Origin of the sequence: Kitasatospora sp. NPDC048298, assembly GCF_043201465.1 — a bacterium.
Taxonomy (GTDB): domain Bacteria; phylum Actinomycetota; class Actinomycetes; order Streptomycetales; family Streptomycetaceae; genus Kitasatospora.
On the sequence record NZ_JBICYZ010000007.1, the window covers coordinates 170,549 to 195,733 of the forward strand.

Genomic DNA, 25,185 nt, shown 5'->3' on the forward strand with positions numbered 1-25,185 from the left:
CCGGGATCAGAAGCGGCGGGTGACCAGCGCCCGCTTCACTTCCTGGATCGCCTTGGTGACCTCGATGCCACGCGGGCAGGCCTCGGAGCAGTTGAAGGTGGTGCGGCAGCGCCACACGCCCTCACGGTCGTTGAGGATCTCCAGACGCTGCTCGGCACCCTCGTCGCGCGAGTCGAAGATGAAGCGGTGCGCGTTGACGATGGCGGCCGGGCCGAAGTACTGGCCGTCGTTCCAGAACACCGGGCAGGACGACGTGCACGCGGCGCACAGGATGCACTTGGTGGTGTCGTCGAAGCGCTCGCGGTCCTCGGCGGACTGCAGGCGCTCGCGGGTCGGCTCGTTCCCCTTGGTGATGAGGAACGGCATGACGTCCTTGTACGCCTGGAAGAACGGGTCCATGTCCACGACCAGGTCCTTGAGGACCGTCAGGCCCTTGATGGCCTCGATCGTGATCGGCTTCTCCGGGTTGACGTCCTTGATCAGGGTCTTGCACGCCAGCCGGTTGCGGCCGTTGATCCGCATGGCGTCGGAGCCGCAGATGCCGTGGGCGCAGGAACGGCGGTAGGTGAGGGTGCCGTCCTGCTCCCACTTGATCTTGTTGAGCGCGTCCAGGACGCGCTCCTTCGGGTCCATCGTCAGCTGGTAGTCCACCCACACCGGGTCCGGGTGCTCCTCCGGGTTGAACCGGCGGATCCGGAAGGTGACGGTGATCGGCTGGACGGCACCGGCTTCGACCGCGTCCAGAGCGGCCGAGTGCTTCTCCACGGTCGGAGTGCTCATCAGTACTTACGCTCCATCGGCTGGTAGCGGGTCGTGACGACCGGCTTGTAGTCGAGGCGGATGGAGGTGCTGCCGTCGGCGGCGACCTCCTGGTACGCCATGGTGTGCTGCATGAACTTCACGTCGTCACGGGTCGGGAAGTCCTCGCGGTAGTGGCCGCCGCGGGACTCCTCGCGGGCCAGCGCGGAGACGGCCAGCACCTCGGCCAGGTCGAGCAGGTTGCCCAGCTCGACGGCCTCCAGCAGGTCCGTGTTGTACCGGAAGCCCTTGTCCTGGATGGAGACGTTCTTGTAGCGCTCCTTCAGCGCGGCGATGTCCTCGACCGCCTGCTTCAGGGTGGCGCCGGTGCGGTAGACCATGGCGTTGGCGTCCATGCTCTCCTGCAGCTCCTTGCGGATCTGCCCCACGGACTCGGTGCCGGTGCCCTCGCGAAGGCCGTCGACCAGGGCCTGGACCTTCTCGGCCGGGTTCTCGGGCAGCTCGACGAACTCGTGCCCGTTGGCGTAGTCGGCGGCGGCGATGCCCGCGCGACGGCCGAACACGTTGATGTCCAGCAGCGAGTTGGTGCCCAGGCGGTTGGCGCCGTGCACGGACACGCAGGCGACCTCGCCGGCCGCGTACAGGCCCGGGACGATGTCCGTGTTGTTGCGCAGGACCTCACCCTCGACGTTGGTCGGGATGCCGCCCATGGCGTAGTGCGCGGTGGGCTGGATCGGGATCGGGTCCGTGTAGGGCTCGATGCCGAGGTAGGTGCGCGCGAACTCGGTGATGTCCGGCAGCTTGGCGTCCAGCTGCTCCGGCGGCAGGTGGGTGAGGTCCAGGTAGACGTGGTCGCCCTCAGGACCGCAGCCGCGGCCCTCGCGGATCTCGGTGTAGATCGCGCGGGAGCAGACGTCACGGGACGCGAGGTCCTTCATGACGGGGGCGTAGCGCTCCATGAAGCGCTCGCCGTCCTTGTTGCGCAGGATGCCGCCCTCGCCGCGGGCGCCCTCGGTGAGCAGGATGCCCATGCGCCAGATGCCCGTCGGGTGGAACTGGAAGAACTCCATGTCCTCCAGCGGCAGGCCGCGGCGGTAGACCAGGGCCTGGCCGTCACCGGTGAGGGTGTGGGCGTTGGAGGAGACCTTGAAGAACTTGCCGGTGCCGCCGGAGGCGAACACGACCGACTTGGCCTGGAAGACGTGGATCTCGCCGGTGGCCAGCTCGTAGGCGACGACGCCGGCCGTCTTGCCCTCGTTGATCAGCAGGTCGAGGACGTAGAACTCGTTGAAGAACTCGACGCCGTGCTTGACGCAGTTCTGGAACAGCGTCTGGAGGATCATGTGGCCGGTGCGGTCGGCCGCGTAGCACGAGCGGCGGACCGGGGCCTCGCCGTGGTTGCGGGAGTGACCGCCGAAGCGGCGCTGGTCGATCCGGCCCTGCTCGGTGCGGGAGAAGGGCAGGCCCATCTTCTCCAGGTCGAGGACGGCGTCGATGGCCTCCTTGCACATGATCTCGGCGGCGTCCTGGTCGACCAGGTAGTCACCACCCTTGACCGTGTCGAAGGTGTGCCACTCCCAGTTGTCCTCCTCGACGTTGGCGAGGGCGGCGCACATGCCGCCCTGGGCCGCGCCGGTGTGGGACCGGGTCGGGTAGAGCTTGGTCAGGACGGCGGTGCGGCTGCGCTGCGTCGACTCGATGGCCGCGCGCATGCCGGCGCCGCCGGCGCCGACGATGACGGTGTCGTACTGGTGAATCTGCATGGGGGGTTAACTCGCCTCTGGCCTCTGTCGATTTCCGATTAGATGTTCGGGTCGAAGGTGAAGATCACCAGGGTGCCGAGCAGCACGGTGAAGACCGTGGCGGTACCCATGAGGCCCTTCAGCCAGAGCCGGGTCGAGTCCTTCTCGGCGTAGTCGTTGATGACCTGACGCATGCCGTTCGCGCCGTGCAGCATGGCGAGCCAGAGCATGAGGAGGTCCCAGCCCTGCCAGAACGGCGAGGCCCAGCGGCCGGCCACGAAGGCGAAGCCGATCTTGGAGACGCCGCCGTCGAGCACCAGCATGATCAGCAGGTGGCCGAGGATCAGCACGACCAGGACGATGCCGGACAGGCGCATGAAGAGCCAGGCCAGCATCTCGAAGTTGGTGCGGGTGCGGCGCGGGGTCTTCTTGCTCCGCTGGCGCGGAGGCTCGATGACGAACGCGTCGGCCGGGTTGCCGGTGCCCAGTCCCTTGCCGGTGTGCGCCTGCTTGGACGGGACGACGATGGCGTCGGAGATTTCCGTGGACATGTCTCGGCTCACTTCCCGAACCAGGAGATCAGCGTGTGCTGGAGGATCCCGTAGAAGGAACCGGCCATCAGGACGACCCAGACTCCGACGACGGTCCAGAGCATCTGCTTCTGGTACTTCGGGCCCTTGGCCCAGAAGTCCACCGCGACGACCCGCAGGCCGTTCAGGGCGTGGAACAGGATGGCGGCCACCAGGCCGTACTCCATCAGGTTCACGAGGGGAGTCTTGTACGTCTGGATGACGGTGTCGTAGGACTCCGGCGACACTCGCACGAGGGCGGTGTCCAGGACGTGGGCGAACAGGAAGAAGAAGATGAGGACGCCGGTGACTCGATGAGCCACCCAGCTCCACATGCCTTCCCGGCCGCGGTACAGCGTTCCAGCCGGCACGGAAAAACCCTCCGGAAGCGATTGGGGGCTCGGCCGGCTTCGGTGTCGGTCAGCCCGGCCGGGTACGGTCCACCGGCCGCCAGCATCCTATCGACGCCTCGTTGCGAACCGCCTCCGGGGGCCCCAGGTGTGATCAATCAGGCACTTCTGGCCTAGCGGGGCGGGAACCAAGCCCGGGATCATCACGATGGGTGACGGCATGCTCGCGCCCCGCACCGGACGGTGCGGGGCGCGGGAGGGCCGGACTCACCCGTCCGGGCGGATTCGCGGGCGAAGCCACCCGGACGGGTGAGTTCTAGTGGGCCGCGGCCGCCGTGTGGGTGGCGACCAGGTGCTCCAGCCGGCTGAGGGCGATCCGGCGGAGTTCGTCGGCCGAGATCAGCCGCTCCTCGTCCGGGTCGTTGGCGAGGCGGGTGCGGATGGAGGAGAGCACGGTGTCGAGCATCTCCTCCGGGGCGACCCCCTCCAGGCAGACCACGAAGACGTGGCCGAACCTGGCCTCGTACGCGGCGTGCGCCGCCCGCAGCGCGGTGTGCGCGGCCTGGCTGCCGGGGGCCCGCATGCCGACCAGCGGCTGCGGCATCCAGCTCTCGTCCGCCAGCGCCTCGGCCAGGTCGGCCGGGCGGAGGTCGTAGGAGGCCTCGCTGGCGGCGGCCAGCAGGGACTCTATGTCGGGGTAGGGCCGGTGCGCGGTGAGTCGCAGGGCCCAGCGGTGGCTGCCGCAGCAGGCCAGCAGGGCCTCCTCGGCGGCGCCGGCGTCGGCTTCGTTGAAGCGGTGCAACCCGAGGAGTGTCGGCTCGGTTCTGACGTCGAGCCGCTGTGACGGGATCTCGCTGGCCAGCGGGTCCTCCTCGTGAGGGCGGGAAGGTGCCGGTGGAGTGGGTGGTGAACAGGCGGAATGGGGGCTGGCGAGGGGCGCGCGGGCGTCGGTCGGTCAGCGCCTCAAAGGTAGTTGAGCCGTCATCAGTTGGGGAGGGCGCGCGCCGAATTCATCCGGACGAGCTATCAAGTTGTGATGTTGACGCTCTTGCGTCAGCGCGCCCTCCCCCACCTGCGCAGGCTCAGCCGCAACGGGTGCCCGGGGCCGGCATCGTGCCCGCGGTCAGGTAGGCCGCCAGGGCCTCGTCGACGCAGGAGTTGCCCCGGCCGAAGGCGCCGTGGCCCTCGCCGACCCGGGTGAGCAGGGTGGCGTTGGCGAAGCCCTTGGCCAGCGCCTCGGCGGAGGCGTACGGGGTGGCCGGGTCGCCGGTGGTGCCGACCACCAGGATCGGTGCGCTGCCCTCGGCCCGGACGGCGTGCGGCGTCTCCGTGGTCTTGAACGGCCAGTAGGCGCAGCCGGCCTCGCTGTAGTCGTCCACCGTGACGCCCTTGGAGATCAGCGGCGCCTCGGCGAGCAGCCGGTCCACGGCGGCCTTGGCGTGCTCGGGGGTGGGCGCGGGGCGGGCGGAGTCGGCGCAGCTGATCGCGCTGTTGGCCTCGTCCAGCGGGCTGTAGTGGCCGTTCTCGTCCCGGCCGTTGTAGTCGTCGGCGAAGGCCAGCAGGTAGTCGCCCTTGCCTCGCATCATCGCCCAGCCGAGGGAGTTGCGCAGGTACTCCCAGGAGGTCTTCTCGTCGCCGTAGAGCAGCGAGATGGTGCCCGTCCAGGCCTGGTCGCGGCCGAGCTTGCGGCCGTCCTTGGTGGTCAGCGGGTGGTCGTACAGCCCGTCGAGGAAATCGGCGGCCTTCTTGGCGGCCTTGGTCTCGTCCTTGCCGAGCGGGCAGGTGTCGGCGTGGTTCTCCACGCAGTCGACGGCGAAGCGCTCGAAGGACTTCTCGAAGCCGACCTGCTGGTCGACCCCGTGGTCGAGCCGGTCCTGGCCGGGGTCGACGGCGCCGTCCAGGATCAGCCGGCCGGTGTTCTTCGGGAACTCCTCGGCGTAGAGCGCGCCGAGGTACGTCCCGTAGGAGATGCCGAGGTAGTTGAGCTGCTTGTCGCCGACCGCGGCGCGCAGCACGTCCAGGTCGCGGGCGGTGTTGCGGGTGCCGACGAAGGGCAGCAGCTTGCCGGCCTTGGCCTGGCAGGCGGCGGCGTGCTCGGTGGCCTGCTTGACGTGCTCGGCCCTGCGGGTGGCCGGGTCGAGCGGGGCGTCCGTCTGGTTGAGGGCGTCGTGCTGCTTGTCGTCGTAGCAGACGACCGGGGAGCTGTCGCCGGTGCCGCGGGGGTCGAAGCCGATCACGTCGAAGCGGTCGTGCACGGTGCCGGCGAACTGCTTGGCGCCGAACTTGACCATTCCGACGCCGGACTCGCCGGGGCCGCCGGGGTTGACCATCAGCGAGCCGATCCGCTGCTCCGGCTTGGCGGCCGGGTACTTGATCAGCGCGATGTCGAGCGCGTCGACGGCGGGGTTGGCGTAGTCGAGCGGGACGTGCAGCTTGCCGCACTGCATCCCGGATATGTCGATCTTGGCCTTCTGGGCCTGCGGGTCGGCCGGGCAGTCGGCCCAGGCGACCTGCTGGCCGTAGAAGGGCTTGAGTGCCGGGTCGGCCTCGCCGGTGGGCTTGGGCGTCGGCGTGGGGGCGGCCGCGGGGGTCGCGGCGGCGGGCGCGGTGGTGCCGGCGGCCTGCTCCCGGGCTGGCTTGGCGGCGTCGTCGCAGGCGGAGGTGAGGAGCAGGGTGCCTGCCGCCAGGGCGGTCAGCAGCACCCGTGGGCGGGCGGCCCGGAAGGTTCTCATCGCACGTGTGTACCACCGGGGGGTGACGTGTTCGATCTTGACCCCCCGGCCCCGGGCCGCCCGCCCGGTCCGGCTCAGCCGCGGTGCACCTTGTGGTTGGCGGCCTGCGCCCGGGGGCGGACCACCAGCAGGTCGATGTTCACGTGCGACGGCCGGGTGACGGCCCACGCCACGGTGTCCGCGATGTCCTCCGAGGTGAGCGGTTCGGCCACGCCCGCGTACACCGCGGCGGCCTTCTCCTCGTCGCCGCGGAACCGGGTGACCGCGAAGCCCTCGGACTTCACCATCCCGGGCGCGATCTCGATCACCCGGATCGGCTCCCCGCACAGCTCCAGCCGCAGGGTGGCCGCGATGGTGTGCGCGGCGTGCTTGGCGGCGACGTACCCGCCGCCACCCTCGTACGCGGCCAGCGCGGCGGTCGAGGAGAGCACCAGCACCGTGCCGTCGCCGGTCGCCCGCAGGGCCGGCAGCAGGGCCTGCGTCACGTGCAGCACGCCGAGCACGTTCACCTCGTACATCGCCCGCCAGTCGGCCGGGTCGCCCTGCTCGACGGTCTCCGCGCCGATCGCGCCGCCGGCGTTGTTCACCAGGACGTCCACCCGGCCGACCGCGGCCGCGAAGGCGTCCACCGCGGCCCGGTCGGTGACGTCCAGGGTGACCGCCCGGGCGGACCCGCCCCGGTCGGCGATCTCCTTGGCCAGCGCCTCGACGCGGTCGGTGCGGCGGGCGGTCAGCACCACGTCGAAGCCCTCGGCGGCCAGCCGGCGGGCGGTCGCCGCGCCGATTCCGCTGCTGGCACCGGTGACCACGGCCACCTTCTGCTCGGTCATTGCCACTCCCTGGGGCTCGTCGGTCGTTCACCCGATCATCTCAACCGCGCCGCCGCCCCGGCGGGCCGGTCGCCCTCCGCGCCGCGGGGACCCCGATAGTGCGAGGACCCGATCCCCATCTCCGGAGGACCCCCATGGCAGCCGAACCGCGCCGCGCCGAGTCGGGCTTCGAGATCGAGCCGCTGTACGGCCCCGAGTCCCTGGCCGGCTGGGACGCCGGCGCCCGCCTGGGCCGGCCGGGGGAGTACCCCTACACCCGGGGCGTCTACCCGACGATGTACACCGGCCGCCCCTGGACGATGCGCCAGTACGCGGGCTTCGGCACCGCCGCCGAGTCCAACGCCCGCTACCGGCAGCTGATCGCGGGCGGCGGCACCGGCCTCTCGGTGGCCTTCGACCTGCCCACGCAGATGGGCTACGACTCGGACGCCCCGCTCGCCGCCGGGGAGGTGGGCAGGGTGGGCGTCGCCGTGGACGTCGTCGAGGACATGGCCGAGCTGTTCGACGGCATCCCGCTCGGCGGGGTTTCCACCTCGATGACCATCAACGCGCCCGCCGCGCTGCTTCTGCTCCTCTACCAACTGGTCGGCGAGGCCCAGGGGGTGGCGCCGGCGGCGCTCACCGGCACGGTCCAGAACGACGTGTTGAAGGAGTACATCGCCCGCGGCACCTACATCTTCCCGCCGCAGCCCTCGCTGCGGCTGGTCGCCGACGTGTTCCGGTACTGCCGGGCCGAGATCCCGCGCTGGAACACCATCTCCATCTCCGGCTACCACATGGCCGAGGCCGGGGCCGATCCCGCGCAGGAGGTCGCCTTCACCCTGGCCAACGGCATCGCCTACGTCCGCACCGCGCTCGCCGCCGGGATGGCCGTGGACGACTTCGCCCCGCGGCTCTCGTTCTTCTTCGTGGCCCGCACGACCCTTCTCGAGGAAGTGGCCAAGTTCCGCGCCGCGCGCAGGATTTGGGCCAGAATCATGCGGGACGGATTCGGCGCCCGGGACCCGCGCTCGCAGATGCTGCGCTTCCACACCCAGACCGCGGGGGTGCAGCTCACCGCCCAGCAGCCCGAGGTCAACCTGGCCAGGGTCACCGTGCAGGCGCTCGCCGCGGTGCTCGGCGGCACCCAGTCGCTGCACACCAACAGCTTCGACGAGGCGATCGCGCTGCCCACCGAGAAGGCTGCCCGGCTCGCCCTGCGCACCCAGCAGGTGCTCGCGCACGAGACCGACGTGACCGCCACCGTCGACCCGTTCGCCGGCTCCTACGCGGTCGAGTCGCTCACCGACGAGCTGGAGGCCGCCGCCCGGGCGCTGATGGACCGGATCGAGGAGCAGGGCGGCGCGGTGGCCGCGATCGAACGCGGCTACCAGAAGGGCGAGATCGAGCGCACCGCCTACCGGCTCCAGCGGGAGACCGACTCCGGGGAGCGGACCGTGGTCGGCGTCAACCGCTTCCGGTCGGACACCGAGGAGCCGTACCGGCCGCTGCGGGTGGACCCGGCGATCGAGGAGCGGCAGGCGCGGCGGCTGGCCCGGCTGCGGGCCGAGCGCTCCGCCGGCGCCGTCACCCGGACGCTGGACGGGCTGCGCCGCACCGCCGAGGGGACGGGGAACGTGCTGTACCCGATGAAGGAGGCGCTGGCCGCCCGGGCCACCGTCGGCGAGGTGTGCGACGCGCTGCGCGGGGTGTGGGGGACGTACTCCCCGGTGGAGCGTTTCTGACGTCCCGCTGAACGGCCGTCAACCTGCCGGTTTCGCCCCGGGGGTGGTGGCCGTGACCGTCGGCGCGGGTGGTCGTTGCACAGGGCACGCAACCCGGGGAAGGCGGCTGAAACAAGATGTCATACCCACGTGTCCGGCCGGTATGCGCCCATCCGGGGACTAATTTTCCGGAAGTCGGGCCAAATCCCCCCAACAGGCCTACGATTGGGGAGATGAACCGTCCTGAGCCCGCTCAGCCGGGCGCCACTCTCGCCGTCGCACGTCCCGCCGCCGATCTGCGCGAGCGGGTCCGGGCGCTGGAGCCCGAGCTGATCGCCTTCCGCCGTGATCTGCACCGGCACCCGGAGCTGGGCCGCCAGGAGTTCCGTACCACCGGGCTGCTGCGCGACCGGCTGGTGGCCGCCGGCCTCGAACCCCGGGTGCTGCCCGGCGGTACCGGTCTGCTCGTCGACATCGTGCCGCCCGGCACCACCCCGGGGACGGAGTTCCTGGCCTTCCGCGCCGACATCGACGCGCTGCCGATCGACGACGCCAAGACCGACGTGCCGTACCGCTCCACCGTCCCCGGCCGGGCCCACGCCTGCGGCCACGACGTGCACACCTCGGTGGTGCTCGGCACCGGACTGGTGCTGGCCGAGGCCGTCCGCACCGGCGAACTGCGCCGCCCCGTCCGGCTGGTGTTCCAGCCCGCCGAGGAGGTCATGCCGGGCGGTGCGCTGGACGTGATCAAGGCCGGCGGGATGGCGGGCGTCGGGCGGATCTTCGCGGTGCACTGCGACCCGAAGGTGGAGGTCGGCCGGATCGCGCTGCGGGTCGGGGCGATCACCTCGGCCTGCGACCGCCTGGTGCTCCACCTGGACGGCCCCGGCGGGCACACCGCCCGTCCGCACCTGACCACCGACCTGGTCACCGCGGTCGCCAAGACGGCCGCCGACCTCCCGGGCGCGCTGGCCCGCCGGATGGACCCGCGCTGGGGCGTCAGCCTGGTCTGGGGGCGGATCGCCTCCGGCTCCGCGCCCAACGTGATCCCGCAGCACGCCGAGCTGGAGGGCACCGTCCGCTGCCTGGAGCTGGACGGCTGGCGCGAGGCGCCGGACCTGCTGCACGAGCTGATCGCCAAGCTGGCCGAGACCTACCGGGCCAAGTGGACGCTGGACTACCACCGCGGGGTGCCGCCGGTGGTCAACGAGGCGGTCTCGGTGGCCCTGCTGGACGAGGCGATGAACGACCGCTTCGGCGGGGACGGCGCCGTGGTGGTGGAGGGCACCGAGCAGAGCCTGGGCGGCGAGGACTTCTCCTGGTACCTGGAGCACGCCCCGGGCGCGCTGGCCCGGCTCGGCGTCCGCGCCCCCGGCGACCCCACCGTCCGGGACCTGCACCAGGGGCGGTTCGACGTGGACGAACGGGCGATCGGAATCGGCGTGGAGCTGTTCTCGGCGCTGGCCCTGGAGGCGGACGGCAGCTGACGGCGGATCCGGGGTCGGCGCGGCCCGCGAGGGGGGTGGAAACGGCCGGATCCGGGGGTGCAGGAACGGTTCCGTAAACTGGGCGAACCGACCCCCCGGATCACCGTCCGCGCATGGGATAGAGCCTCAGGAAGAACATCAGACCACGGTTTGATAACAACCCGAATGCTCTGGCACCCCGTAACACAACCGTGTTCTACGCGCGTTACGGTGGCGTCCGACCACGCCAAACGGTTGCGTGTAGAAGGAGATATCCCCTTGCGCCGTTCAATGAAGCTCGCCGCGGTTGTGCTCTCGGGTTCCCTGGGCATGGCCTCGCTCGCCGCTTGCGGCGCAAAGAGCACCGACACCTCCTCCTCCGGCTCGGGCGACGGTTCGCTCAAGGTCGGCATGGCCTACGACATCGGTGGCCGTGGCGACCAGTCGTTCAACGACTCCGCCGCCCGTGGCCTCGACAAGGCCAAGTCCGAGCTGGGCGTCGGTGTGACCGAGGCCGAGGCCAAGCAGGGCGAGGCCGAGGCCGACAAGGAGACCCGCCTCAAGAACCTGATCGACGCGGGTTACAAGACGATCATCGCGGTCGGCTTCGTGTACCAGCCGGCGGTCAACAAGGTCGCCAAGGACAACCCGAACGTCAAGTTCGCGATCATCGACTCGAACGACAAGGACCAGCCGGCCAACGTCACCTCGCTGCTCTTCGCCGAGCAGGAGGGTTCGTACCTGGCCGGTGTCGCCGCCGCGAACAAGTCGAAGGCCAAGCACGTCGGCTTCATCGGCGGTGTGCAGTCCGAGCTGATCAAGAAGTTCGAGGCCGGTTTCAAGGCGGGTGTGAAGTCCGTCGACCCGAACATGGCGGTCGAGACCACCTACCTGACCACCCCGCCGGACTTCACCGGCTTCTCCTCGCCCGACAAGGGCAAGGAGGCCGCCCAGGGCCAGCTCGACAAGGGCGCGGACGTCATCTACACCGCCGCCGGCTCCTCCGGCAACGGCGCCATCGAGGCCGTCGCCAACAAGCAGGGCGCCCTGGCCATCGGTGTCGACTCCGACCAGGCCAGCCAGCCGGCCCTGGCGAAGTACAAGGGCAGCATCCTGACCTCGATGGTCAAGAACGTCGACACCGCGGTGTTCTCGTACATCCAGTCGGTCAAGCAGGGCCAGAGCCCGACCGGCGTCAAGCTGTTCGACCTGAAGGCCGACGGCGTCTCGCTCGCCACCACCGGCGGCAAGATCGACGACATCCAGGACAAGCTGAAGGCCGCCGCCGACGCGATCAAGTCCGGCGCCACCACGATCCCGACCGCGCCGGCCGCCCAGTAACGACCGCGCGTCCCGGACGCCGCAGCGCCTGCCGCCTGCCCGGCAGCGCGGTGCAACCACACAGTTCACGGGAGGGGCCCGGAAGGGTGCGCTCAACGCGTACCCCCGGGCCCCGTTCCGTCTCCACGTTCCCCCTTGGCCCTCCGTGCGCAACGACGCGCCTCCAGACCACCAGGAGATCGCCATCACCGCATCCGACCCCGTCCCCCTGCGCAAGGACGGCACCCCCAGCGCGGGGACGGCGACACCGGCCGTCGAACTGCGCGGCATCACCAAGCGCTTCCCGGGTGTCGTGGCCAACCACGACATCAACCTCACCGTCCGCACCGGCACCGTGCACGCCCTGATGGGCGAGAACGGCGCCGGCAAGTCGACGCTGATGAAGATCCTCTACGGCATGCAGAAGCCGGACGAGGGCACCATCGCGATCAACGGCGAGCTGTGCGAGTTCAACACCCCCGGTGACGCCATCTCCCGCGGCGTCGGCATGGTGCACCAGCACTTCATGCTCGCCGACAACCTCACGGTGTGGGAGAACGTCGTCCTCGGCGGCGAGAAGCTCCACGGCATCGGCGCCAAGGCGAAGGCGAAGATCAAGGAGATCTCCGACCAGTACGGCCTGGGCGTGCGCCCGGACGCCCTGGTCGAGGACCTCGGCGTCGCCGACCGCCAGCGCGTCGAGATCCTCAAGGTGCTGTACCGCGGCGCCAAGATCCTGATCCTCGACGAGCCCACGGCCGTGCTCGTCCCGCAGGAGGTCGACGCGCTCTTCGACAACCTGCGCGACCTCAAGTCCGAGGGCGTCACCGTCATCTTCATCTCGCACAAGCTGCACGAGGTGCTGGCGGTGGCCGACGCGATCAGCGTCATCCGGCGCGGCACCACGGTCGGCGACGCCGACCCGAAGGCCGTCACCGCCCGCCAGCTCGCCGAGCTGATGGTCGGCGCCGAGCTGCCCTCCCCGGAGAGCCGCGAGTCGACCGTCACCGAGACCGTGATGCTCGACGTCGAGGACCTGCGGATCGCCAAGACCGACGCCGAGGGCATCGAGCGCGTCGTCCTGGACGACATCTCGCTGCGCATCCACAAGGGCGAGATCCTCGGCATCGCCGGTGTCGAGGGCAACGGCCAGGCCGAGCTGGTCGAGGCCGTCATGGGGATGCTGCCGCTGAACGCCGGCACCGTCACCCTGGACGGCAAGGACCTCTCCGGCAGCCTCACCCGCGCCCGCCGTGAGGCCGGCATCGGCTACATCCCCGAGGACCGCCACAAGCACGGCCTGCTGCTGGAGGCCCCGCTCTGGGAGAACCGCATCCTCGGCCACGTCACCGAGGCGCCCAACTCCAAGGGCGTGCTGCTGGACCCGGCCGCCGCCCGTACGGACACCTGGCGGATCGTCGAGCAGTACGACGTCCGCACCCCCGGCATCGAGGTCACCGCGGCCTCGCTCTCCGGCGGCAACCAGCAGAAGCTGATCATCGGCCGCGAGATGAGCCACCAGCCCAAGCTGCTGATCGCCGCCCACCCCACCCGCGGTGTGGACGTCGGCGCGCAGGCGCAGATCTGGGAGCACATCCGGGTCGCCCAGCGGGCCGGCCTGGCCGTCCTGCTGATCTCCGCGGACCTGGACGAGCTGATCGGCCTGTCCGACACCATCCGGGTGATCTACCGCGGCCGCCTGGTCGCCGACGCCGACCCGGCCACCGTCACCGCCGAGGACCTCGGCACCGCGATGACCGGTGCCGCCAGCGGCCACCTGGAGTCCGAGCCGGAGGCCGTCGCCGAGGCGCAGGCCATCGCGGCCGAGGGCACCGAGGCCGAGGCCGGGCACCAGCCCACCGACACCGCCGACGACCCGCAGGCGGGGGAGTAACCCATGACCAGTCCCAACCCCGCCGCGGCCAAGCCCGGCCTGGCGCAGCGGTTCAGCGGTGAGCGGATCGTGCTCGCACTGGCGGCGCCGGTGCTCGCCGTCCTGCTGTCCGTCGTGATCTGTTCCGTCCTGCTGGCGACCTCGGGCAAGAACCCGTTCGACGCCTGGGACGTGATGATCACGTACGCCACCAAGGCGGACGGCCAGGTGAACATCCTCAACCGCTCCACCACGTACTACCTGGCCGCCGCGGCCGCCGCGTTCGGGTTCCGGATGAACCTGTTCAACATCGGCGTCGAGGGCCAGTACAAGGTCGCGGCGCTGTTCGCGGCCTTCGTCGGCGCCCAGCTCGACCTGCCGGCCTTCCTCCAGATCCCGCTGCTGCTGGTCACCGCCATGCTGGTCGGCGGCCTGTACGCGAGCATCGCCGGTCTGCTGAAGGTCTACCGCGGCGTCAGCGAGGTCATCTCGACCATCATGCTGAACTCGATCGCGGTCGCGATCATCGGTCTGCTGCTCGTCCCCGGCATATTCGCGCCGAAGGTCAGCGGCACCAGCAACTCGATCCAGACCGAGCCGATCTCGCAGTCCAGCCACTTCTTCGCGTTCGAGACGAACGGTGGCACCCTCTGGGGCTTCATCTTCGTCGCCGCCCTGGTCGGCGTGGTCTTCCAGGTCGTGCTGACCCGCACCCGCTTCGGCTTCGACCTGCGCGCCACCGGCCGCTCGGAGTCCGCCGCGACCGCCTCCGGCGTCAACGTCAAGAAGATGGTCATCATCTCGATGGCGGTCTCCGGTGCGATCGCCGGTCTGATCGGCCTGCCCGAGCTGATGCAGAACTCGTACTACTTCGGCCAGAGCTTCCAGCCCGGCCTGGGCTTCCTGGGCATCTCGATCGCCCTGCTCGGCCGCAACAGCCCGATCGGCATGGCCTTCGCGGCGCTGCTGTTCGCCTTCCTGGACGCCGCCGGCTCCCAGCTGCCGCTCAAGGGCGGCTTCCCCTTCGAGATCGTCGACGTCATGAAGGGCACCATCGTCATCTGCGTCGTCGTCGCGTACGAGCTGGTGCGCCGCTACGGGCTGAAGCGCCAGCAGCAGAAGGTCGGCGCCCAGCTCGCCGCCCAGGCTGCCGCGGCCAACGAGAAGAAGGAGGTGTCCGCATGAGCACGGCAACGGCTGCCCGTCCGAAGGCGTCGGGCGCACCCGCGAAGAAGCGCAAGCTGTCCTGGCCGGTGGTGCTCCTGCTGATCGCGGGCGCCCTGGTGCTGTTCTCCGCCGTGGGCATGGCCACCGGCAACCACTCGCTGACCTCCTCCGGGCAGGTCACCGCCGCGCTCAGCGCCGCCGTGCCGATCGGCATGGCCGGTCTGGGCGGTCTCTGGTCCGAGCGGGCCGGTGTGGTCAACATCGGCCTCGAGGGCATGATGGTCGCCGGCACCTTCTGCGGTGCCTGGGCGGGCTACCTGGTCAACCCGTGGGTCGGCCTGCTGGCCGGCATGCTGGGCGGGGCGCTCGGCGGTCTGCTGCACGCGGTCGTCACCGTCACCTTCGGCGTCGACCACATCGTCTCCGGCGTCGGCATCAACCTGCTGATCCCCGGCATCTGCGCGTACGTCAACCGGATCTACTACAAGGACTACATCTCGGTCGGTGCCGGCCAGAACCAGTCCCCGCCGGCGGACCCGCTGCCGTACATCACCATCCCGGGCCTGTCCTCCTGGCTGAAGGACATCGAGAGCCACCACTGGTTCTTCGTCTCGGACATCGCGGGCGTGCTCGGCGGCCTGGTCACCAACATCTCGGTGGTCGTGCTGCTGGCCGGCGCGCTGATCGTGGTCAGCTACTTCGCGCTCTGGCGCACGGTGTTCGGCCTGCGGCTGCGCTCCTGCGGTGAGAACCCGACCGCCGCCGAGTCGCTGGGCGTCAACGTCTACAAGTACAAGTACCTCGCGGTCGTCGCCTCCGGCGCCTTCGCCGGCCTCGGCGGGGCGTACCTCTCGCTGGTCGCGGCGCACTTCTACAAGGACGGCCAGACCCTCGGCCGCGGCTTCATCGGCCTCGCGGCGATGATCTTCGGCAACTGGATGCCCGGCGGCCTCGCCATGGGCGCCGGCCTGTTCGGCTTCACCGACAGCCTCCAGCTGCGCGACCCGGAGTCGGTGCACGTGCTGATCCTGACCGTGGGCATCGCGATGATCCTGCTCGCGCTGTGGCAGCTGTACCGCCGCAAGTACACCGCGACGGTGATCTCCTTCGTGGTGGCCGGCGGCCTGATCGCCTGGTACTCGCTCACCGACGAGGTGCAGCGCCCGCTGATCGTCGCCACGCCGTACGTGATCACCCTGGTGGTGCTCTCGCTGGCCTCGCAGCGACTGCGGATGCCGAAGGCGGACGGCCAGATCTACCGCAAGGGCCAGGGCAAGTGACCGCCTCCGCGGCCGCGGCGCCGTCCGCGATCGACTGGGAGCTGCTGCGCTCGGCGGCGCGCGAGGCCATGGGCCACGCGTACGCGCCGTACAGCGGGTTCCCGGTCGGCGCGGCCGCGCTGGTGGACGACGGCCGGGTGGTCACCGGCTGCAACGTGGAGAACGCCTCGTACGGGCTCGCGCTGTGCGCCGAGTGCGGGCTGGTGTCCGCGCTGCACTCCTCCGGCGGTGGCCGGCTGGTCGCCTTCACCTGCGTGGACGGCGCCGGCGAGCTGCTGATGCCGTGCGGGCGCTGCCGCCAGCTGCTGTACGAGCACGGCGGTCCCGGGCTGCTGGTCGAACTGCCCTCGGGCATCAAGCCGATGAGCGAGGTCCTGCCCGACGCGTTCGGGCCGGAGCGGCTCTAGCTTCCCTTTCTGTTACGCGCGTAGAGTGTCGCGAGTGGGCCGGAACCCGGTCATCTCGCGACACTCTTCGCTTTTGAAACCCCTCTTGGAGCACGCATGGACGCCATCTCCGTCATCAGGACCAAGCGCGATCGCGGAGAGCTGAGCGACGCTCAGATCGACTGGGTCATCGACGCCTACACCCGTGGTGAGGTCGCCGACGAGCAGATGTCCGCGCTGGCGATGGCGATCCTGCTGAACGGGATGCGGCCGCGCGAGATCAGCCGCTGGACCGACGCCATGATCCGCTCCGGCGTCCGGATGGACTTCTCCTCGCTGCCGCTGCCCACCAGCGACAAGCACTCCACCGGCGGCGTCGGCGACAAGATCACCCTGCCGCTCGCCCCGCTGGTCGCCGCCTGCGGCGCCGCCGTCCCGCAGCTCTCCGGGCGCGGCCTCGGCCACACCGGCGGCACCCTGGACAAGCTGGAGTCCATCCCCGGCTGGCGTGCCCTGCTCTCCAACGACGAGATGATGGACGTGCTGCGCGACGCCGGCGCGGTGATCTGCGCGGCGGGCGACGGCCTCGCGCCGGCCGACAAGAAGCTGTACGCGCTGCGCGACGTCACCGGCACCGTCGAGGCCATCCCGCTGATCGCCTCCTCGATCATGTCGAAGAAGATCGCCGAGGGCACCGGCGCGCTGGTCCTGGACGTCAAGGTCGGCTCCGGGGCGTTCATGAAGAACCTGGACGACGCCCGCGAACTCGCCCGCACCATGGTCGGCCTGGGCACCACCGCCGGGGTCAACACCGTCGCCCTGCTCACCGACATGTCCACCCCGCTCGGCCTCACCGCGGGCAACGCGCTGGAGGTCCGGGAGTCCCTGGAGGTGCTCGCCGGCGGCGGCCCGGCCGACGTCGTCGAGCTGACCCTCGCGCTCGCCCGCGAGATGCTCGCCGCGGCCGGCGTGCAGGGCAAGGACCCGGCGGACGCGCTGCGGGACGGCTCCGCGATGGACCACTGGCGCCGCATGATCGCCGCCCAGGGCGGCGACGTCGACGCCCCGCTCCCGGTCGCCCGCGAGCAGCACGTCATCCCGGCGCCCGCCTCCGGCGTGCTCACCACGCTGGACGCCTACGCCGTCGGCGTCTGCGCCTGGCGCCTGGGCGCCGGCCGGGCCCGCAAGGAGGACCCGGTCCAGGCCGGCGCCGGCGTCGAGATGCACGCCAAGCCCGGCGACACCGTGGTGGCCGGCCAGCCCCTGCTGACCCTGCACACCGACACCCCGGAGCGCTTCGACTACGCCGTCGAGGCGCTGGCCGGCGCCGTCGTGGTCGCCCCGGCGGGCACGGCGTTCACGCCGAACCCGATCGTCCTCGACCGCATCGCCTGAGGGTGGTGAGGTCTGCTCACGTACGCCGGATCAGGCGTACGTGAGCAGACCGCTGGTGTCGAGCGTCCAGGGACCGACGGCGATCCGGTCGCCGAAGGCGAACTTCTCCCGGGCCTCGTAACCGGGTTCCGAGTGCACGATGCCCGTGCCCGTACGGGGATCGACGAGCAGGTAGAACGGAATCCCCATGGCCGCGTAGTCGCGGACCTTGTCGTGGTAGTCGTTCTCCGGGTTGGACTTGGAGACGATTTCCACGACCAGCAGAACCTCGTGCGGGAGGACGGCCCGCTGCTCGCCCTCCAAGGTCGCCTCGGGGAACACCATCAGGTCCGGGTCGCGCAGTTGGCCGAGCCCCGCATCCTGGAGATCCGCACCGTGGTAGGCGATGTGGCCGGGGTGAGTGACGGGCAACTGGGCGTTGAGCTGTCGGGAGAGGCGCAGCACGGCGAGTTCGTGGCGCTTCACGGGCGACATCATCATGACGATCTGGCCGTCGGCGATCTCGATCTTCCCTATCCCCGGCACCTTCGGCAGCTGATCCGCGATCTCGAGCAGCCGGGCGTACGCAGCAGGATCGATGCTCATGTTCCGGAGTGTATCCGCGGCTGCTGTCAAGCGTTCGCGACCGCCTGTCGGGCCGTGTGGGCCCGGCGGGTGGCGTGGAGGGTGACGGCGGTGGCCAGGGCCATGGCGGCGAGGCCGACGGTGGCGGCGCCGGGCCAGCCGGTGGCGTGGTAGGCGTCGGCTCCGAGGGTGCCGCCGAGGCTGTTGCCGAGGTAGTAGGCGATCAGGTAGAGGGCGGAGGCCTGGGCGCGGCCCTCGGTGGCGGTGCGGCCGACCGCGGAGGAGGCGGTGGCGTGGCCGGCGAAGAAGCCGGCGGTGATCAGGACCAGGCCGAGCAGCGCGCAGAGCAGGGACCCGGCGAGGGAGAGCAGCAGGCCGGCCGCGGTGACGCCGATGGAGACGTAGAGGGCGCCGCGCCGGCCGAGCCGACCGGAGAGCCGTCCGGCCGCGGCGGAGGTGCCGGTGCCGACCAGGTAGACCACGAAGATCGAGGCGGCGATCGACTCCGGCAGGTGGAACGGCGCGGCGATCAGCCGGTAGCCGACGGTGTTGTAGACCGCGCCGAACACCGCCATGAACAGCATCCCGAGCGCGTACAACCGCACCAGCAGCGGGTTGCGCAGGTGCCGTCCGACGGTCCGGGCGAGCGCGCGGGCGTCCACCGGGGCCGGGGTGAAGTGCCGGGCGGCGGGGATCAGCAGCCGGAAGGCGAGGGTGGCGAGCAGGGCGAGGACGGCGGAGGCGGCGAGGCCCCAGCGCCAGCCGAGCCCGGCGGCGGTCCAGCCGGAGAGCAGCCGGCCGCCCATCCCGCCGATGCTGTTGCCGGCCACGTACAGGCCCATCGCGGAGGGCAGCGCGCTGGGGTGGACCTCCTCGGCGAGGTAGGCCATGGCGGTGGCCGGGAGCCCGGCGAGGACGACGCCCTGGAGGACCCGCAGGGTGACGAGGGTGGTGAGGTCCGGTGCGAAGGGCAGGGCGAGGGCGAGCGCGGAGGCGGCGAGGGTGGAGGCCGTCATCACGGCGGTGCGGCCGTGGCGGTCGGAGAGCGCGCTGGCCGGGAGCAGCCCGAGGGCGAGGCCGAGGGTGGCCGCGGAGGCGGTCCAGCTGGCCTGGCCGGGGGTGAGGTCGAGGTCGGCCGAGAGGACCGGCAGCAGGCCCTGGGTGGAGTAGAGCAGGACGAAGGTCGCGACCCCGGCGGCGAACAGGGCGAGGTTGGCGCGGCGGAAGGCGCGCTGGCCGGGGCGGTGGCGGTCGTCCGCGGTGGCGGCGGGGGAGGGGGCGGTGGCGGGGGCGTCCGGGGAGGTCACGGACGCCCTGGTATCGGAGGGCTGCATGACGTCGACCGTAGGCCTGCCGTCGTTGATGCGTCCAATGCATGAAGCGTGGATGATCGATGCACTGGTGCATGAGTCGAGGTGGTGGCGGGATGTCCGGTCCGGAAGCGGTGGACGGCGGCGAGCAGCGGTACCGGGTGGCCGAGTTGGGGCCGGAGGAGCCGGCCGTGCTGCTGGCGCCCCGGCTGGCGCAGTTCGCGGCGGTGGCCCGGTTGGAGCACGTGACCCAGGCGGCCGCGCTGCTCGGGGTGCCGCAGCCGACGCTGTCGCGCGCGGTGGCCCGGCTGGAGGAGGAGCTGGGGGTGGATCTGCTGGCCCGTCAGGGCCGTACCGTCCGGCTGACCAGGGCGGGTCGGCTGCTGCTGGCCTCGGTGGAGCGGGCGCTGGCCGAGGTCGAGCGGGGTGCGGCGGCGGCCCGGGCGGAGGCGGACCCGGAGGTGGGCCTGGTGGCCTTCGGCTTCCTGCACACGATGGGGCCGGACGCGGTGCCGGCGCTGCTGCGCGGCTTCCGCGCGGCGCACCCGCGGGTGCGGTTCCAGCTGGTGCAGGACTACGGCGCGGCGATGCTGGAGCGGCTGCGGGCCGGGGAGTTGGACCTCTGTCTGGTGGCGCCGCTGCCGGACGACCCGGCGTTCACCGCCCGCCCGCTGGACGAGCAGTTGCTGCACCTGGTCGTCCCGGCGGACCACCGGCTGGCCGGGCGGCGGCGGATCCGGCTGGCGGAGGTGGCCGAGGAGCCGTTCGTCGGGCTGGAGCAGGGCTACGGGCTGCGCGTGATCACGGACGGCTTCTGCGCGCAGGCCGGGTTCGTCCCCCGGCTGGCCTTCGAGGGGGAGGAGGCGGAGACGCTGCGCGGGCTGGTGGCGGCCGGCTTGGGGGTGGCGCTGCTGCCGCCGGCCCTGGTGCCGCGGCCGGGGGTGGTGGAGCTGGAGGTGACGGCGCCGCGTCCCCGGCGGGCGGTCGGGCTGGCCTGGGCGGCGGGGCGGCCGCTGACCCCGCCGGCCCGGGCGTTCCGGGACTTCGTGCTGTCCCGGCGCGGGCGGTTGCTGCAGCACGACTGACGCCGTCGCCGCGGTGGTGCGGCGCTTTGGTGGATCGTATGGACCGGTCGGTGGAATTCCGGATGGAGTTTGGACCATCCGGCGGTGTTCGCGGTGGTCGGTCTACGCGCGTAGGGGCTATATTTCCGCAATGGAACAGCAGATCCCCGTCACCACCGCGGGCACCGGCCCGCGCATCCCCACCGCCGACCAGATCCGCCGCGCGCCGAAGGTCCTCCTGCACGACCACCTGGACGGCGGGCTGCGCCCGGAGACGGTGGTCGAACTGGCCGCCGCCTGCGGCTACCAGGGCCTGCCCACCACCGACCCCAAGGAGCTCGGCGAGTGGTTCCGCGAGGCCGCCGACTCCGGCTCGCTGGTCCGCTACCTGGAGACCTTCGCGCACACCTGCGCCGTGATGCAGACCCGTGAGGCGCTGGTCAAGGTCGCCGCGGACTGCGCCGAGGACCTGGCCGCCGACGGCGTCGTGTACGCCGAGGTCCGCTACGCCCCGGAACAGCACCTGGAGGCCGGACTGAGCCTGGACGAGGTCGTCGAGGCCGTCCAGGAGGGCTTCCGCCTCGGCGAGGCCAACGCCCGTGAGGCCGGCCACCGGATCCGCGTCGGCACCCTGCTGACCGCGATGCGGCACGCCGCGCGCTCCACCGAGATCGCCGAGCTGGCCAACCGTCACCGGGACGGGGGCGTGGTCGGCTTCGACATCGCCGGTGCCGAGGCCGGCTACCCGCCCACCCGCCACCAGGCCGCCTTCGACTACCTCAAGGGCGAGAACAACCACTTCACCATCCACGCGGGCGAGGCCTTCGGCCTGCCGTCGATCTGGGAGGCCCTGCAGTGCTGCGGCGCCGACCGGCTCGGCCACGGCGTGCGGATCGTCGACGACATCACGGTGGGCGAGGACGGCGCGGTCGAGCTCGGCCGGCTGGCCGCGTACGTGCGCGACAAGCGCATCCCGCTGGAGATGTGCCCGACCTCCAACATCCAGACCGGTGCCGCCACTTCGTACACCGAGCACCCGATCGGGCTGCTCAGCCGGCTGAAGTTCCGGGTCACCGTGAACACCGACAACCGGCTGATGAGCGGTACCAGCATGAGCCGGGAGTTCGGCCACGTGGTGGAGGCCTTCGGCTACACCCTGGGCGACCTGGAGTGGTTCACGGTGAACGCGATGAAGTCCGCGTTCCTGCCCTTCGACGAGCGGCTGGCGATGATCAACGACGTGATCAAGCCGGGCTACGCCGAGCTGAAGGCGGAGTGGCTGTTCAGCGCGGGCACCGGCGGCAACTGAGCCGTCGGGGCGACGTTCCCGGCGCGGTCGGTCGGATGAACGACCCGCTCCCCCAAGGGAGTTGGCGTTCATCCGACTACTCACTCGAGTGAGTGAACGCCCTTTGGTTCCCACGCGACCTGCTCACTACGGTGTGCCCGTCATTGCCGACACGTCACGGCGGCGGTCGCCCGTTCGCCGGTTCCGAGCGTGCAGTCGGCCACCGACGAGGACCCAAAGGGGACCAACCATGAAGCAGGCTCTCAAGGCCGCGGGCACCGCGGCGCTCGGCATCGCCATCGCGGCGGTCGGCGCCGGTACCGCCTCCGCGGTCGACGGCCAGGCGGCCGGCGGCCTCGGGCTGCCCACCGGCGTGTTGACGAACCCGGCCGTGAGCAGTGCGGTCGCCGACACCGCCGCCAAGCTGCCCGCCACCGGCAAGGTGACCGAGACGCTGGGCACCCTCGCCCCGAGCGTCGGCCAGGCCGTCCCGGCCGGCGACACCGCGGTGGCCGGCGTCACCCAGCAGCGCGGCGCCCTCCCGACCGTCCCGGGTCTGGACAAGACCCCGCTCGGTGGGCTGGCCGGCACCCTCCCGGCCCTCCCCGGCCTGACCGGCTGAGCCACCGCACGGCGACGGGCCGCCCACCCCGGGGATCTCCGGGGCGGGCGGCCCGTCGCCGCGTGCTGGGCCGCCAGGCTCACGGTTCCTGGGGGAGCAGCACCCAGAGGGCCAGGTAGAGCAGGAACTGGGGGCCGGGCAGCAGGCAGGAGAGCAGGAAGATCAGCCGGACGGTCCACGGGGTCAGGCCGAAGCGTTCGGCGATCCCGGCGCAGACGCCGGCGATGACACGGTTGTGGCGGGGACGGGCGAGGCGGGCACTCATGGTTCTCTCCCTGCGGCGGTGGCGGCCCGGTCCGGCCGGTCCGGCGGGCTGTTTCCATACTCCGCCGCCGGCGGCCCCCGATCCTCCGCCCGGCAGGTGATTCCCCACCCCGAAGGGTCACCGGGGAGTCGTAGTCGGAAGTCGGGGTCGTCCTCAGGGTCACCCCGAGGGGCGGGCCGAATATCCGGCCGGGCCCGTCCGGACCCCCGGACGGGGCTCGGTAGGATGCTGCCGATCGCGGTCGGCCGGGGGGCGGACGAAAAGCCCGACTTTGTTGTGGAAAAACCTCTCCTGCAAGCGATTTCACGTCCTGTTGGGTTCTGTCCGAATTCTCTCGTGAGGTTGGATTTCGCATGCGGCATCGCAGATTCCTGGCCGCGGCCGCCGCCGTCTCGCTGGCCTCCGGCCTGGCCGCCGTCGAGGCCCCGGCCGTCTTCGCCGCCTCGGAGGCCGTCGCGCTCGTGCGGGGCACCCAGATCCAGCCCTCGCCGGTCACGGTCGTGCTCGGCGGCGCGCCCGCCACCGTCAAGGCGGGTGGCGCGCCGGTGGAGTTCACCGCGAGGCTCAGGAACACCGCCGACCACCAGGTGGACGTGCTGTCCTCCGCCTTCGTCGTCGGGGACACCGGCGCCGGCACCAGGCAGAGCCACTTCAAGCTGGAGTACCGGTCGCCCGGCGGCGCGCAGTGGCAGGACGCCACGGTGAACGCCGCGAGCGTCGGCGCCTTCTGGGAGATCGACCGGTCGGCCACGCTGCACCTGGCGGCGGGCGTCGAGGCGGTCTACCGGCTGCGGCTCACCGTCGCCGCCGAGGCCCCGGCCGGCCGGGTGAGTCTGGGCTTCAACGCCAACGTCGATGACCCCACCCTGCCGCGGGAGCAGCGGAGCGGCTTCGCCCAGAGCGAGCGGACGAACACGGTGATCGCTCCGGCGGTCACGCCGACCACGCCGGCGCCCACACCCGCCGCCGCGGCCGACGTCAGGCTCGTCGGGGTGCCCACCACCTTCACGGCGGGCGGCGAGGCGAAGCCGTTCAAGCTGGTCTTCACCAACACCAGCGGCAAGGACCTCCGGGTCATGCCCACGGTCGTCTTCCAGGGGGTGACCGAACTCCCCTTCGAGACGGTCCGGTTCGAGTACCAGGGGCCGGACGGGGCCTGGCTGCCGGGCGGTCCCGGCGGCAACTCGGAGCACCCGACCTGGCTCTACATGAACCTCCGGCCGGGCGACACGGGCTCGGACGAGTTCGCCCTGCCGAAGGGCGGTACCCACACGATCAACGTCCGGCTGTCCTTCACCAAGGACGCGTCGGCTCGTCTCGAGTCGCTGGTGGCCATGGCGGGCAGCCTGCCCGGCCCCGGCGAGAGCGCGACCGTGGTGTCCAGCCAGAAGGCCGACTTCACGATCGTGACCGCGGCGGCTCCCAGTGCCACCCAGACGCCGGGGCCCACCTCCGCGGCCCCGGTCGCCCCGGTGTCGACCGAGTCCGAGACCGCGGGCGCCCCGGTCCTCCCGGTCGCCCAGGCCACCGCCGCGGCGCCGAGCCCGGCGGCGGTCGGCGCGCCGGTGGTCGCCGCCGCGGCCCCGGCCGCGGACCCCCGGCTGGCCTCCACCGGCGGTGGCTCGACGGAGCCGATGGCGATCACCGGTGCGACCGCGATCGCCCTCGGCCTCGGCATCCTGGTGGTGGCGTGGCGCCGCAACCGCGTGCGGCGCGGCACCGGGAACTGACCCGAGGACGCCGGAAGGCCCGTCCGTCACCGCTCGGCAGCGGGTGACGGACGGGCCTTCCGGCGTCCGTACGGAGGGTGCGGCGCGTCAGCCGACCGGGTTCTGCGGCGGCTGCGGCTGGGCGTACGGGTTGTCGGCCACCGGCTGCGGCGGGACGCCCGGCTGGTACGGCGAGGCGGCCTGCGGCGTCGCGGGCGGGGCGGCCTGCGGCGCGACCGGCGGGACGGGCGCACCCGGCTGCTGGGCGTACGGCGTCTGCGGGGCGTTGGGGTTGAACGGGGCCTGCTGGGCGCCCGGGTTGAACGGCGCCTGCGGGGCGTTGGGGTTGAACGGCGCGCCCGGGTTGAACGCCCCCTGCGGCGCGTTGGGGTCGAACGGGGCCGCCGCCTGGGCGGGCTGCTGCTTGGCGTTGCTGCGCTCGACGATCGCCTTCACCGAGGCGACGATCATGCCGATCGGCAGGATGAACACCTTGAAGAAGATGGTGTACGTGCCGCCCTCGAAGACGAACAGCAGGTAGTAGGCGTACCCCAGGAGCCCGAGGCCGATGACCACGTTGAGGACGCGCAGGCCGGCCTTCAGTCCGCCGGAGACGGCCCCGAGGGCCACCATGATGACGCCGCTGAGCGCCAGCAGCACGACGTACCAGGAGAAGAGCGGCTGGCCGCTGAAGTCGAGATTGTTCAAGGGGGTTTCCTGGGGAGGGGAAGACGGAAAACGGTGGGCACCGTTCGGGGACGAGAGCGCACAGTACTGGAGGCGGCCGACAT

General features: G+C 71.5%; 23 protein-coding genes. 12 read left to right on the forward strand and 11 right to left on the reverse strand.

Features of this window, described 5'->3' with window-relative positions; translation table 11 throughout:
• Nucleotides 1-6: 6 nt before the first annotated feature.
• The 7 genes from ACGF0D_RS08900 to ACGF0D_RS08930 all read right to left on the reverse strand — a co-directional run bounded on the left by ACGF0D_RS08900 (nt 7) and on the right by ACGF0D_RS08930 (nt 6,982).
• A complete protein-coding gene (locus tag ACGF0D_RS08900) occupies nt 7-780 on the reverse strand; it encodes a succinate dehydrogenase iron-sulfur subunit (protein ID WP_224277932.1) in 774 nt (257 codons plus the stop codon).
• The gene (sdhA, locus tag ACGF0D_RS08905) at nt 780-2,522 is read right to left on the reverse strand and encodes a succinate dehydrogenase flavoprotein subunit (RefSeq protein WP_392914414.1); all 1,743 of its coding nucleotides are present in this window, start codon (nt 2,520-2,522) and stop codon (nt 780-782) included. Before sdhA ends, ACGF0D_RS08900 begins: the two co-directional genes overlap by 1 nt.
• A 38-nt stretch (nt 2,523-2,560) precedes the next feature.
• Nucleotides 2,561-3,052, reverse strand: coding sequence for a succinate dehydrogenase, hydrophobic membrane anchor protein (gene sdhD / locus ACGF0D_RS08910; RefSeq protein WP_392914415.1), 492 nt, complete (start codon nt 3,050-3,052; stop codon nt 2,561-2,563).
• 8 nt (nt 3,053-3,060) lie between these two features.
• A complete protein-coding gene (gene sdhC, locus ACGF0D_RS08915) occupies nt 3,061-3,441 on the reverse strand; it encodes a succinate dehydrogenase, cytochrome b556 subunit (RefSeq protein WP_316523755.1) in 381 nt (126 codons plus the stop codon).
• A 295-nt stretch (nt 3,442-3,736) separates the two neighbouring features.
• Nucleotides 3,737-4,222 (reverse strand): 2-oxo-4-hydroxy-4-carboxy-5-ureidoimidazoline decarboxylase, encoded by a 486-nt coding sequence (locus ACGF0D_RS08920; protein WP_392914416.1) that lies wholly within the window; start codon nt 4,220-4,222, stop codon nt 3,737-3,739.
• Between the two features lie 280 nt (nt 4,223-4,502).
• Entirely contained in the window at nt 4,503-6,152 is a 1,650-nt protein-coding gene (locus ACGF0D_RS08925) for an alpha/beta hydrolase (RefSeq protein ID WP_392914417.1), read from the reverse strand.
• Nucleotides 6,153-6,226: 74 nt separating this feature from the next.
• On the reverse strand, nt 6,227-6,982 hold the full coding sequence (locus ACGF0D_RS08930; RefSeq protein WP_392867144.1) for an SDR family oxidoreductase: 756 nt from the start codon (nt 6,980-6,982) through the stop codon (nt 6,227-6,229).
• Between the two features lie 134 nt (nt 6,983-7,116).
• On the opposite strand from ACGF0D_RS08930, the gene ACGF0D_RS08935 reads away from it, so the two are divergent.
• The 8 genes from ACGF0D_RS08935 (at nt 7,117) to ACGF0D_RS08970 (ending at nt 17,572) form a co-directional block, all read left to right on the forward strand.
• Nucleotides 7,117-8,706: a methylmalonyl-CoA mutase gene (locus ACGF0D_RS08935; protein WP_392914418.1), complete on the forward strand. Its 1,590-nt coding sequence runs from the start codon at nt 7,117-7,119 to the stop codon at nt 8,704-8,706.
• Between the two features lie 212 nt (nt 8,707-8,918).
• Nucleotides 8,919-10,172: an amidohydrolase gene (locus ACGF0D_RS08940; RefSeq protein ID WP_392867138.1), complete on the forward strand. Its 1,254-nt coding sequence runs from the start codon at nt 8,919-8,921 to the stop codon at nt 10,170-10,172.
• A gap of 258 nt (nt 10,173-10,430) precedes the next feature.
• A complete protein-coding gene (locus ACGF0D_RS08945) occupies nt 10,431-11,492 on the forward strand; it encodes a BMP family protein (protein WP_392914419.1) in 1,062 nt (353 codons plus the stop codon).
• A gap of 346 nt (nt 11,493-11,838) precedes the next feature.
• Nucleotides 11,839-13,365: an ABC transporter ATP-binding protein gene (locus ACGF0D_RS08950; RefSeq protein ID WP_392868739.1), complete on the forward strand. Its 1,527-nt coding sequence runs from the start codon at nt 11,839-11,841 to the stop codon at nt 13,363-13,365.
• 3 nt (nt 13,366-13,368) lie between these two features.
• On the forward strand, nt 13,369-14,529 hold the full coding sequence (locus ACGF0D_RS08955; protein ID WP_392867132.1) for an ABC transporter permease: 1,161 nt from the start codon (nt 13,369-13,371) through the stop codon (nt 14,527-14,529).
• Nucleotides 14,526-15,791 carry an ABC transporter permease gene (locus ACGF0D_RS08960; protein ID WP_392867130.1) on the forward strand — a complete coding sequence of 422 codons (1,266 nt, stop codon included), beginning with the start codon at nt 14,526-14,528 and terminating at the stop codon, nt 15,789-15,791. The genes ACGF0D_RS08955 and ACGF0D_RS08960 overlap by 4 nt, the downstream gene beginning before the upstream one ends.
• The gene (locus ACGF0D_RS08965) at nt 15,788-16,198 is read left to right on the forward strand and encodes a cytidine deaminase (protein ID WP_392914420.1); all 411 of its coding nucleotides are present in this window, start codon (nt 15,788-15,790) and stop codon (nt 16,196-16,198) included. Before ACGF0D_RS08960 ends, ACGF0D_RS08965 begins: the two co-directional genes overlap by 4 nt.
• A gap of 96 nt (nt 16,199-16,294) precedes the next feature.
• On the forward strand, nt 16,295-17,572 hold the full coding sequence (locus tag ACGF0D_RS08970) for a thymidine phosphorylase (RefSeq protein WP_392914421.1): 1,278 nt from the start codon (nt 16,295-16,297) through the stop codon (nt 17,570-17,572).
• Nucleotides 17,573-17,602: 30 nt separating this feature from the next.
• Here ACGF0D_RS08970 and ACGF0D_RS08975 read toward each other — a convergent pair whose 3' ends face one another.
• Together ACGF0D_RS08975 and ACGF0D_RS08980 are read right to left on the reverse strand one after the other, a co-directional pair.
• A complete protein-coding gene (locus ACGF0D_RS08975; protein WP_392914422.1) occupies nt 17,603-18,157 on the reverse strand; it encodes a Uma2 family endonuclease in 555 nt (184 codons plus the stop codon).
• Between the two features lie 26 nt (nt 18,158-18,183).
• On the reverse strand, nt 18,184-19,470 hold the full coding sequence (locus ACGF0D_RS08980; RefSeq protein ID WP_392914423.1) for an MFS transporter: 1,287 nt from the start codon (nt 19,468-19,470) through the stop codon (nt 18,184-18,186).
• Between the two features lie 92 nt (nt 19,471-19,562).
• Between ACGF0D_RS08980 and ACGF0D_RS08985 the strand changes: the two genes are divergently transcribed.
• The 3 genes from ACGF0D_RS08985 (at nt 19,563) to ACGF0D_RS08995 (ending at nt 22,420) form a co-directional block, all read left to right on the forward strand.
• A complete protein-coding gene (locus tag ACGF0D_RS08985) occupies nt 19,563-20,531 on the forward strand; it encodes a LysR family transcriptional regulator (protein WP_392867116.1) in 969 nt (322 codons plus the stop codon).
• A gap of 130 nt (nt 20,532-20,661) precedes the next feature.
• Nucleotides 20,662-21,819: an adenosine deaminase gene (locus tag ACGF0D_RS08990; RefSeq protein ID WP_392867113.1), complete on the forward strand. Its 1,158-nt coding sequence runs from the start codon at nt 20,662-20,664 to the stop codon at nt 21,817-21,819.
• A 229-nt stretch (nt 21,820-22,048) separates the two neighbouring features.
• Entirely contained in the window at nt 22,049-22,420 is a 372-nt protein-coding gene (locus ACGF0D_RS08995; protein WP_392867110.1) for a hypothetical protein, read from the forward strand.
• 79 nt (nt 22,421-22,499) lie between these two features.
• Here ACGF0D_RS08995 and ACGF0D_RS09000 read toward each other — a convergent pair whose 3' ends face one another.
• Nucleotides 22,500-22,685, reverse strand: coding sequence for a PspC domain-containing protein (locus tag ACGF0D_RS09000; RefSeq protein ID WP_350735952.1), 186 nt, complete (start codon nt 22,683-22,685; stop codon nt 22,500-22,502).
• A gap of 353 nt (nt 22,686-23,038) precedes the next feature.
• On the opposite strand from ACGF0D_RS09000, the gene ACGF0D_RS09005 reads away from it, so the two are divergent.
• Nucleotides 23,039-24,415, forward strand: coding sequence for a hypothetical protein (locus ACGF0D_RS09005; RefSeq protein ID WP_392914424.1), 1,377 nt, complete (start codon nt 23,039-23,041; stop codon nt 24,413-24,415).
• Nucleotides 24,416-24,502: 87 nt separating this feature from the next.
• Here ACGF0D_RS09005 and ACGF0D_RS09010 read toward each other — a convergent pair whose 3' ends face one another.
• Nucleotides 24,503-25,102 (reverse strand): hypothetical protein, encoded by a 600-nt coding sequence (locus tag ACGF0D_RS09010; RefSeq protein ID WP_392867105.1) that lies wholly within the window; start codon nt 25,100-25,102, stop codon nt 24,503-24,505.
• Nucleotides 25,103-25,185 lie beyond the last annotated feature (83 nt).

Coding starts and splice junctions, on each gene's coding strand:
- ACGF0D_RS08900 (WP_224277932.1), bottom strand. CDS start 780: ATGAGCACTCCGACCGTGGAGAAGCACTCGGCCGCTCTGGACGCGGTC.
- sdhA (WP_392914414.1), bottom strand. CDS start 2,522: ATGCAGATTCACCAGTACGACACCGTCATCGTCGGCGCCGGCGGCGCC.
- sdhD (WP_392914415.1), bottom strand. CDS start 3,052: ATGTCCACGGAAATCTCCGACGCCATCGTCGTCCCGTCCAAGCAGGCG.
- ACGF0D_RS08925 (WP_392914417.1), bottom strand. CDS start 6,152: ATGAGAACCTTCCGGGCCGCCCGCCCACGGGTGCTGCTGACCGCCCTG.
- ACGF0D_RS08930 (WP_392867144.1), bottom strand. CDS start 6,982: ATGACCGAGCAGAAGGTGGCCGTGGTCACCGGTGCCAGCAGCGGAATC.
- ACGF0D_RS08935 (WP_392914418.1), top strand. CDS start 7,117: ATGGCAGCCGAACCGCGCCGCGCCGAGTCGGGCTTCGAGATCGAGCCG.
- ACGF0D_RS08940 (WP_392867138.1), top strand. CDS start 8,919: ATGAACCGTCCTGAGCCCGCTCAGCCGGGCGCCACTCTCGCCGTCGCA.
- ACGF0D_RS08950 (WP_392868739.1), top strand. CDS start 11,839: ATGGGCGAGAACGGCGCCGGCAAGTCGACGCTGATGAAGATCCTCTAC.
- ACGF0D_RS08955 (WP_392867132.1), top strand. CDS start 13,369: ATGACCAGTCCCAACCCCGCCGCGGCCAAGCCCGGCCTGGCGCAGCGG.
- ACGF0D_RS08960 (WP_392867130.1), top strand. CDS start 14,526: ATGAGCACGGCAACGGCTGCCCGTCCGAAGGCGTCGGGCGCACCCGCG.
- ACGF0D_RS08970 (WP_392914421.1), top strand. CDS start 16,295: ATGGACGCCATCTCCGTCATCAGGACCAAGCGCGATCGCGGAGAGCTG.
- ACGF0D_RS08975 (WP_392914422.1), bottom strand. CDS start 18,157: ATGAGCATCGATCCTGCTGCGTACGCCCGGCTGCTCGAGATCGCGGAT.
- ACGF0D_RS08980 (WP_392914423.1), bottom strand. CDS start 19,470: ATGCAGCCCTCCGATACCAGGGCGTCCGTGACCTCCCCGGACGCCCCC.
- ACGF0D_RS08985 (WP_392867116.1), top strand. CDS start 19,563: ATGTCCGGTCCGGAAGCGGTGGACGGCGGCGAGCAGCGGTACCGGGTG.
- ACGF0D_RS08990 (WP_392867113.1), top strand. CDS start 20,662: ATGGAACAGCAGATCCCCGTCACCACCGCGGGCACCGGCCCGCGCATC.
- ACGF0D_RS08995 (WP_392867110.1), top strand. CDS start 22,049: ATGAAGCAGGCTCTCAAGGCCGCGGGCACCGCGGCGCTCGGCATCGCC.
- ACGF0D_RS09000 (WP_350735952.1), bottom strand. CDS start 22,685: ATGAGTGCCCGCCTCGCCCGTCCCCGCCACAACCGTGTCATCGCCGGC.
- ACGF0D_RS09005 (WP_392914424.1), top strand. CDS start 23,039: ATGCGGCATCGCAGATTCCTGGCCGCGGCCGCCGCCGTCTCGCTGGCC.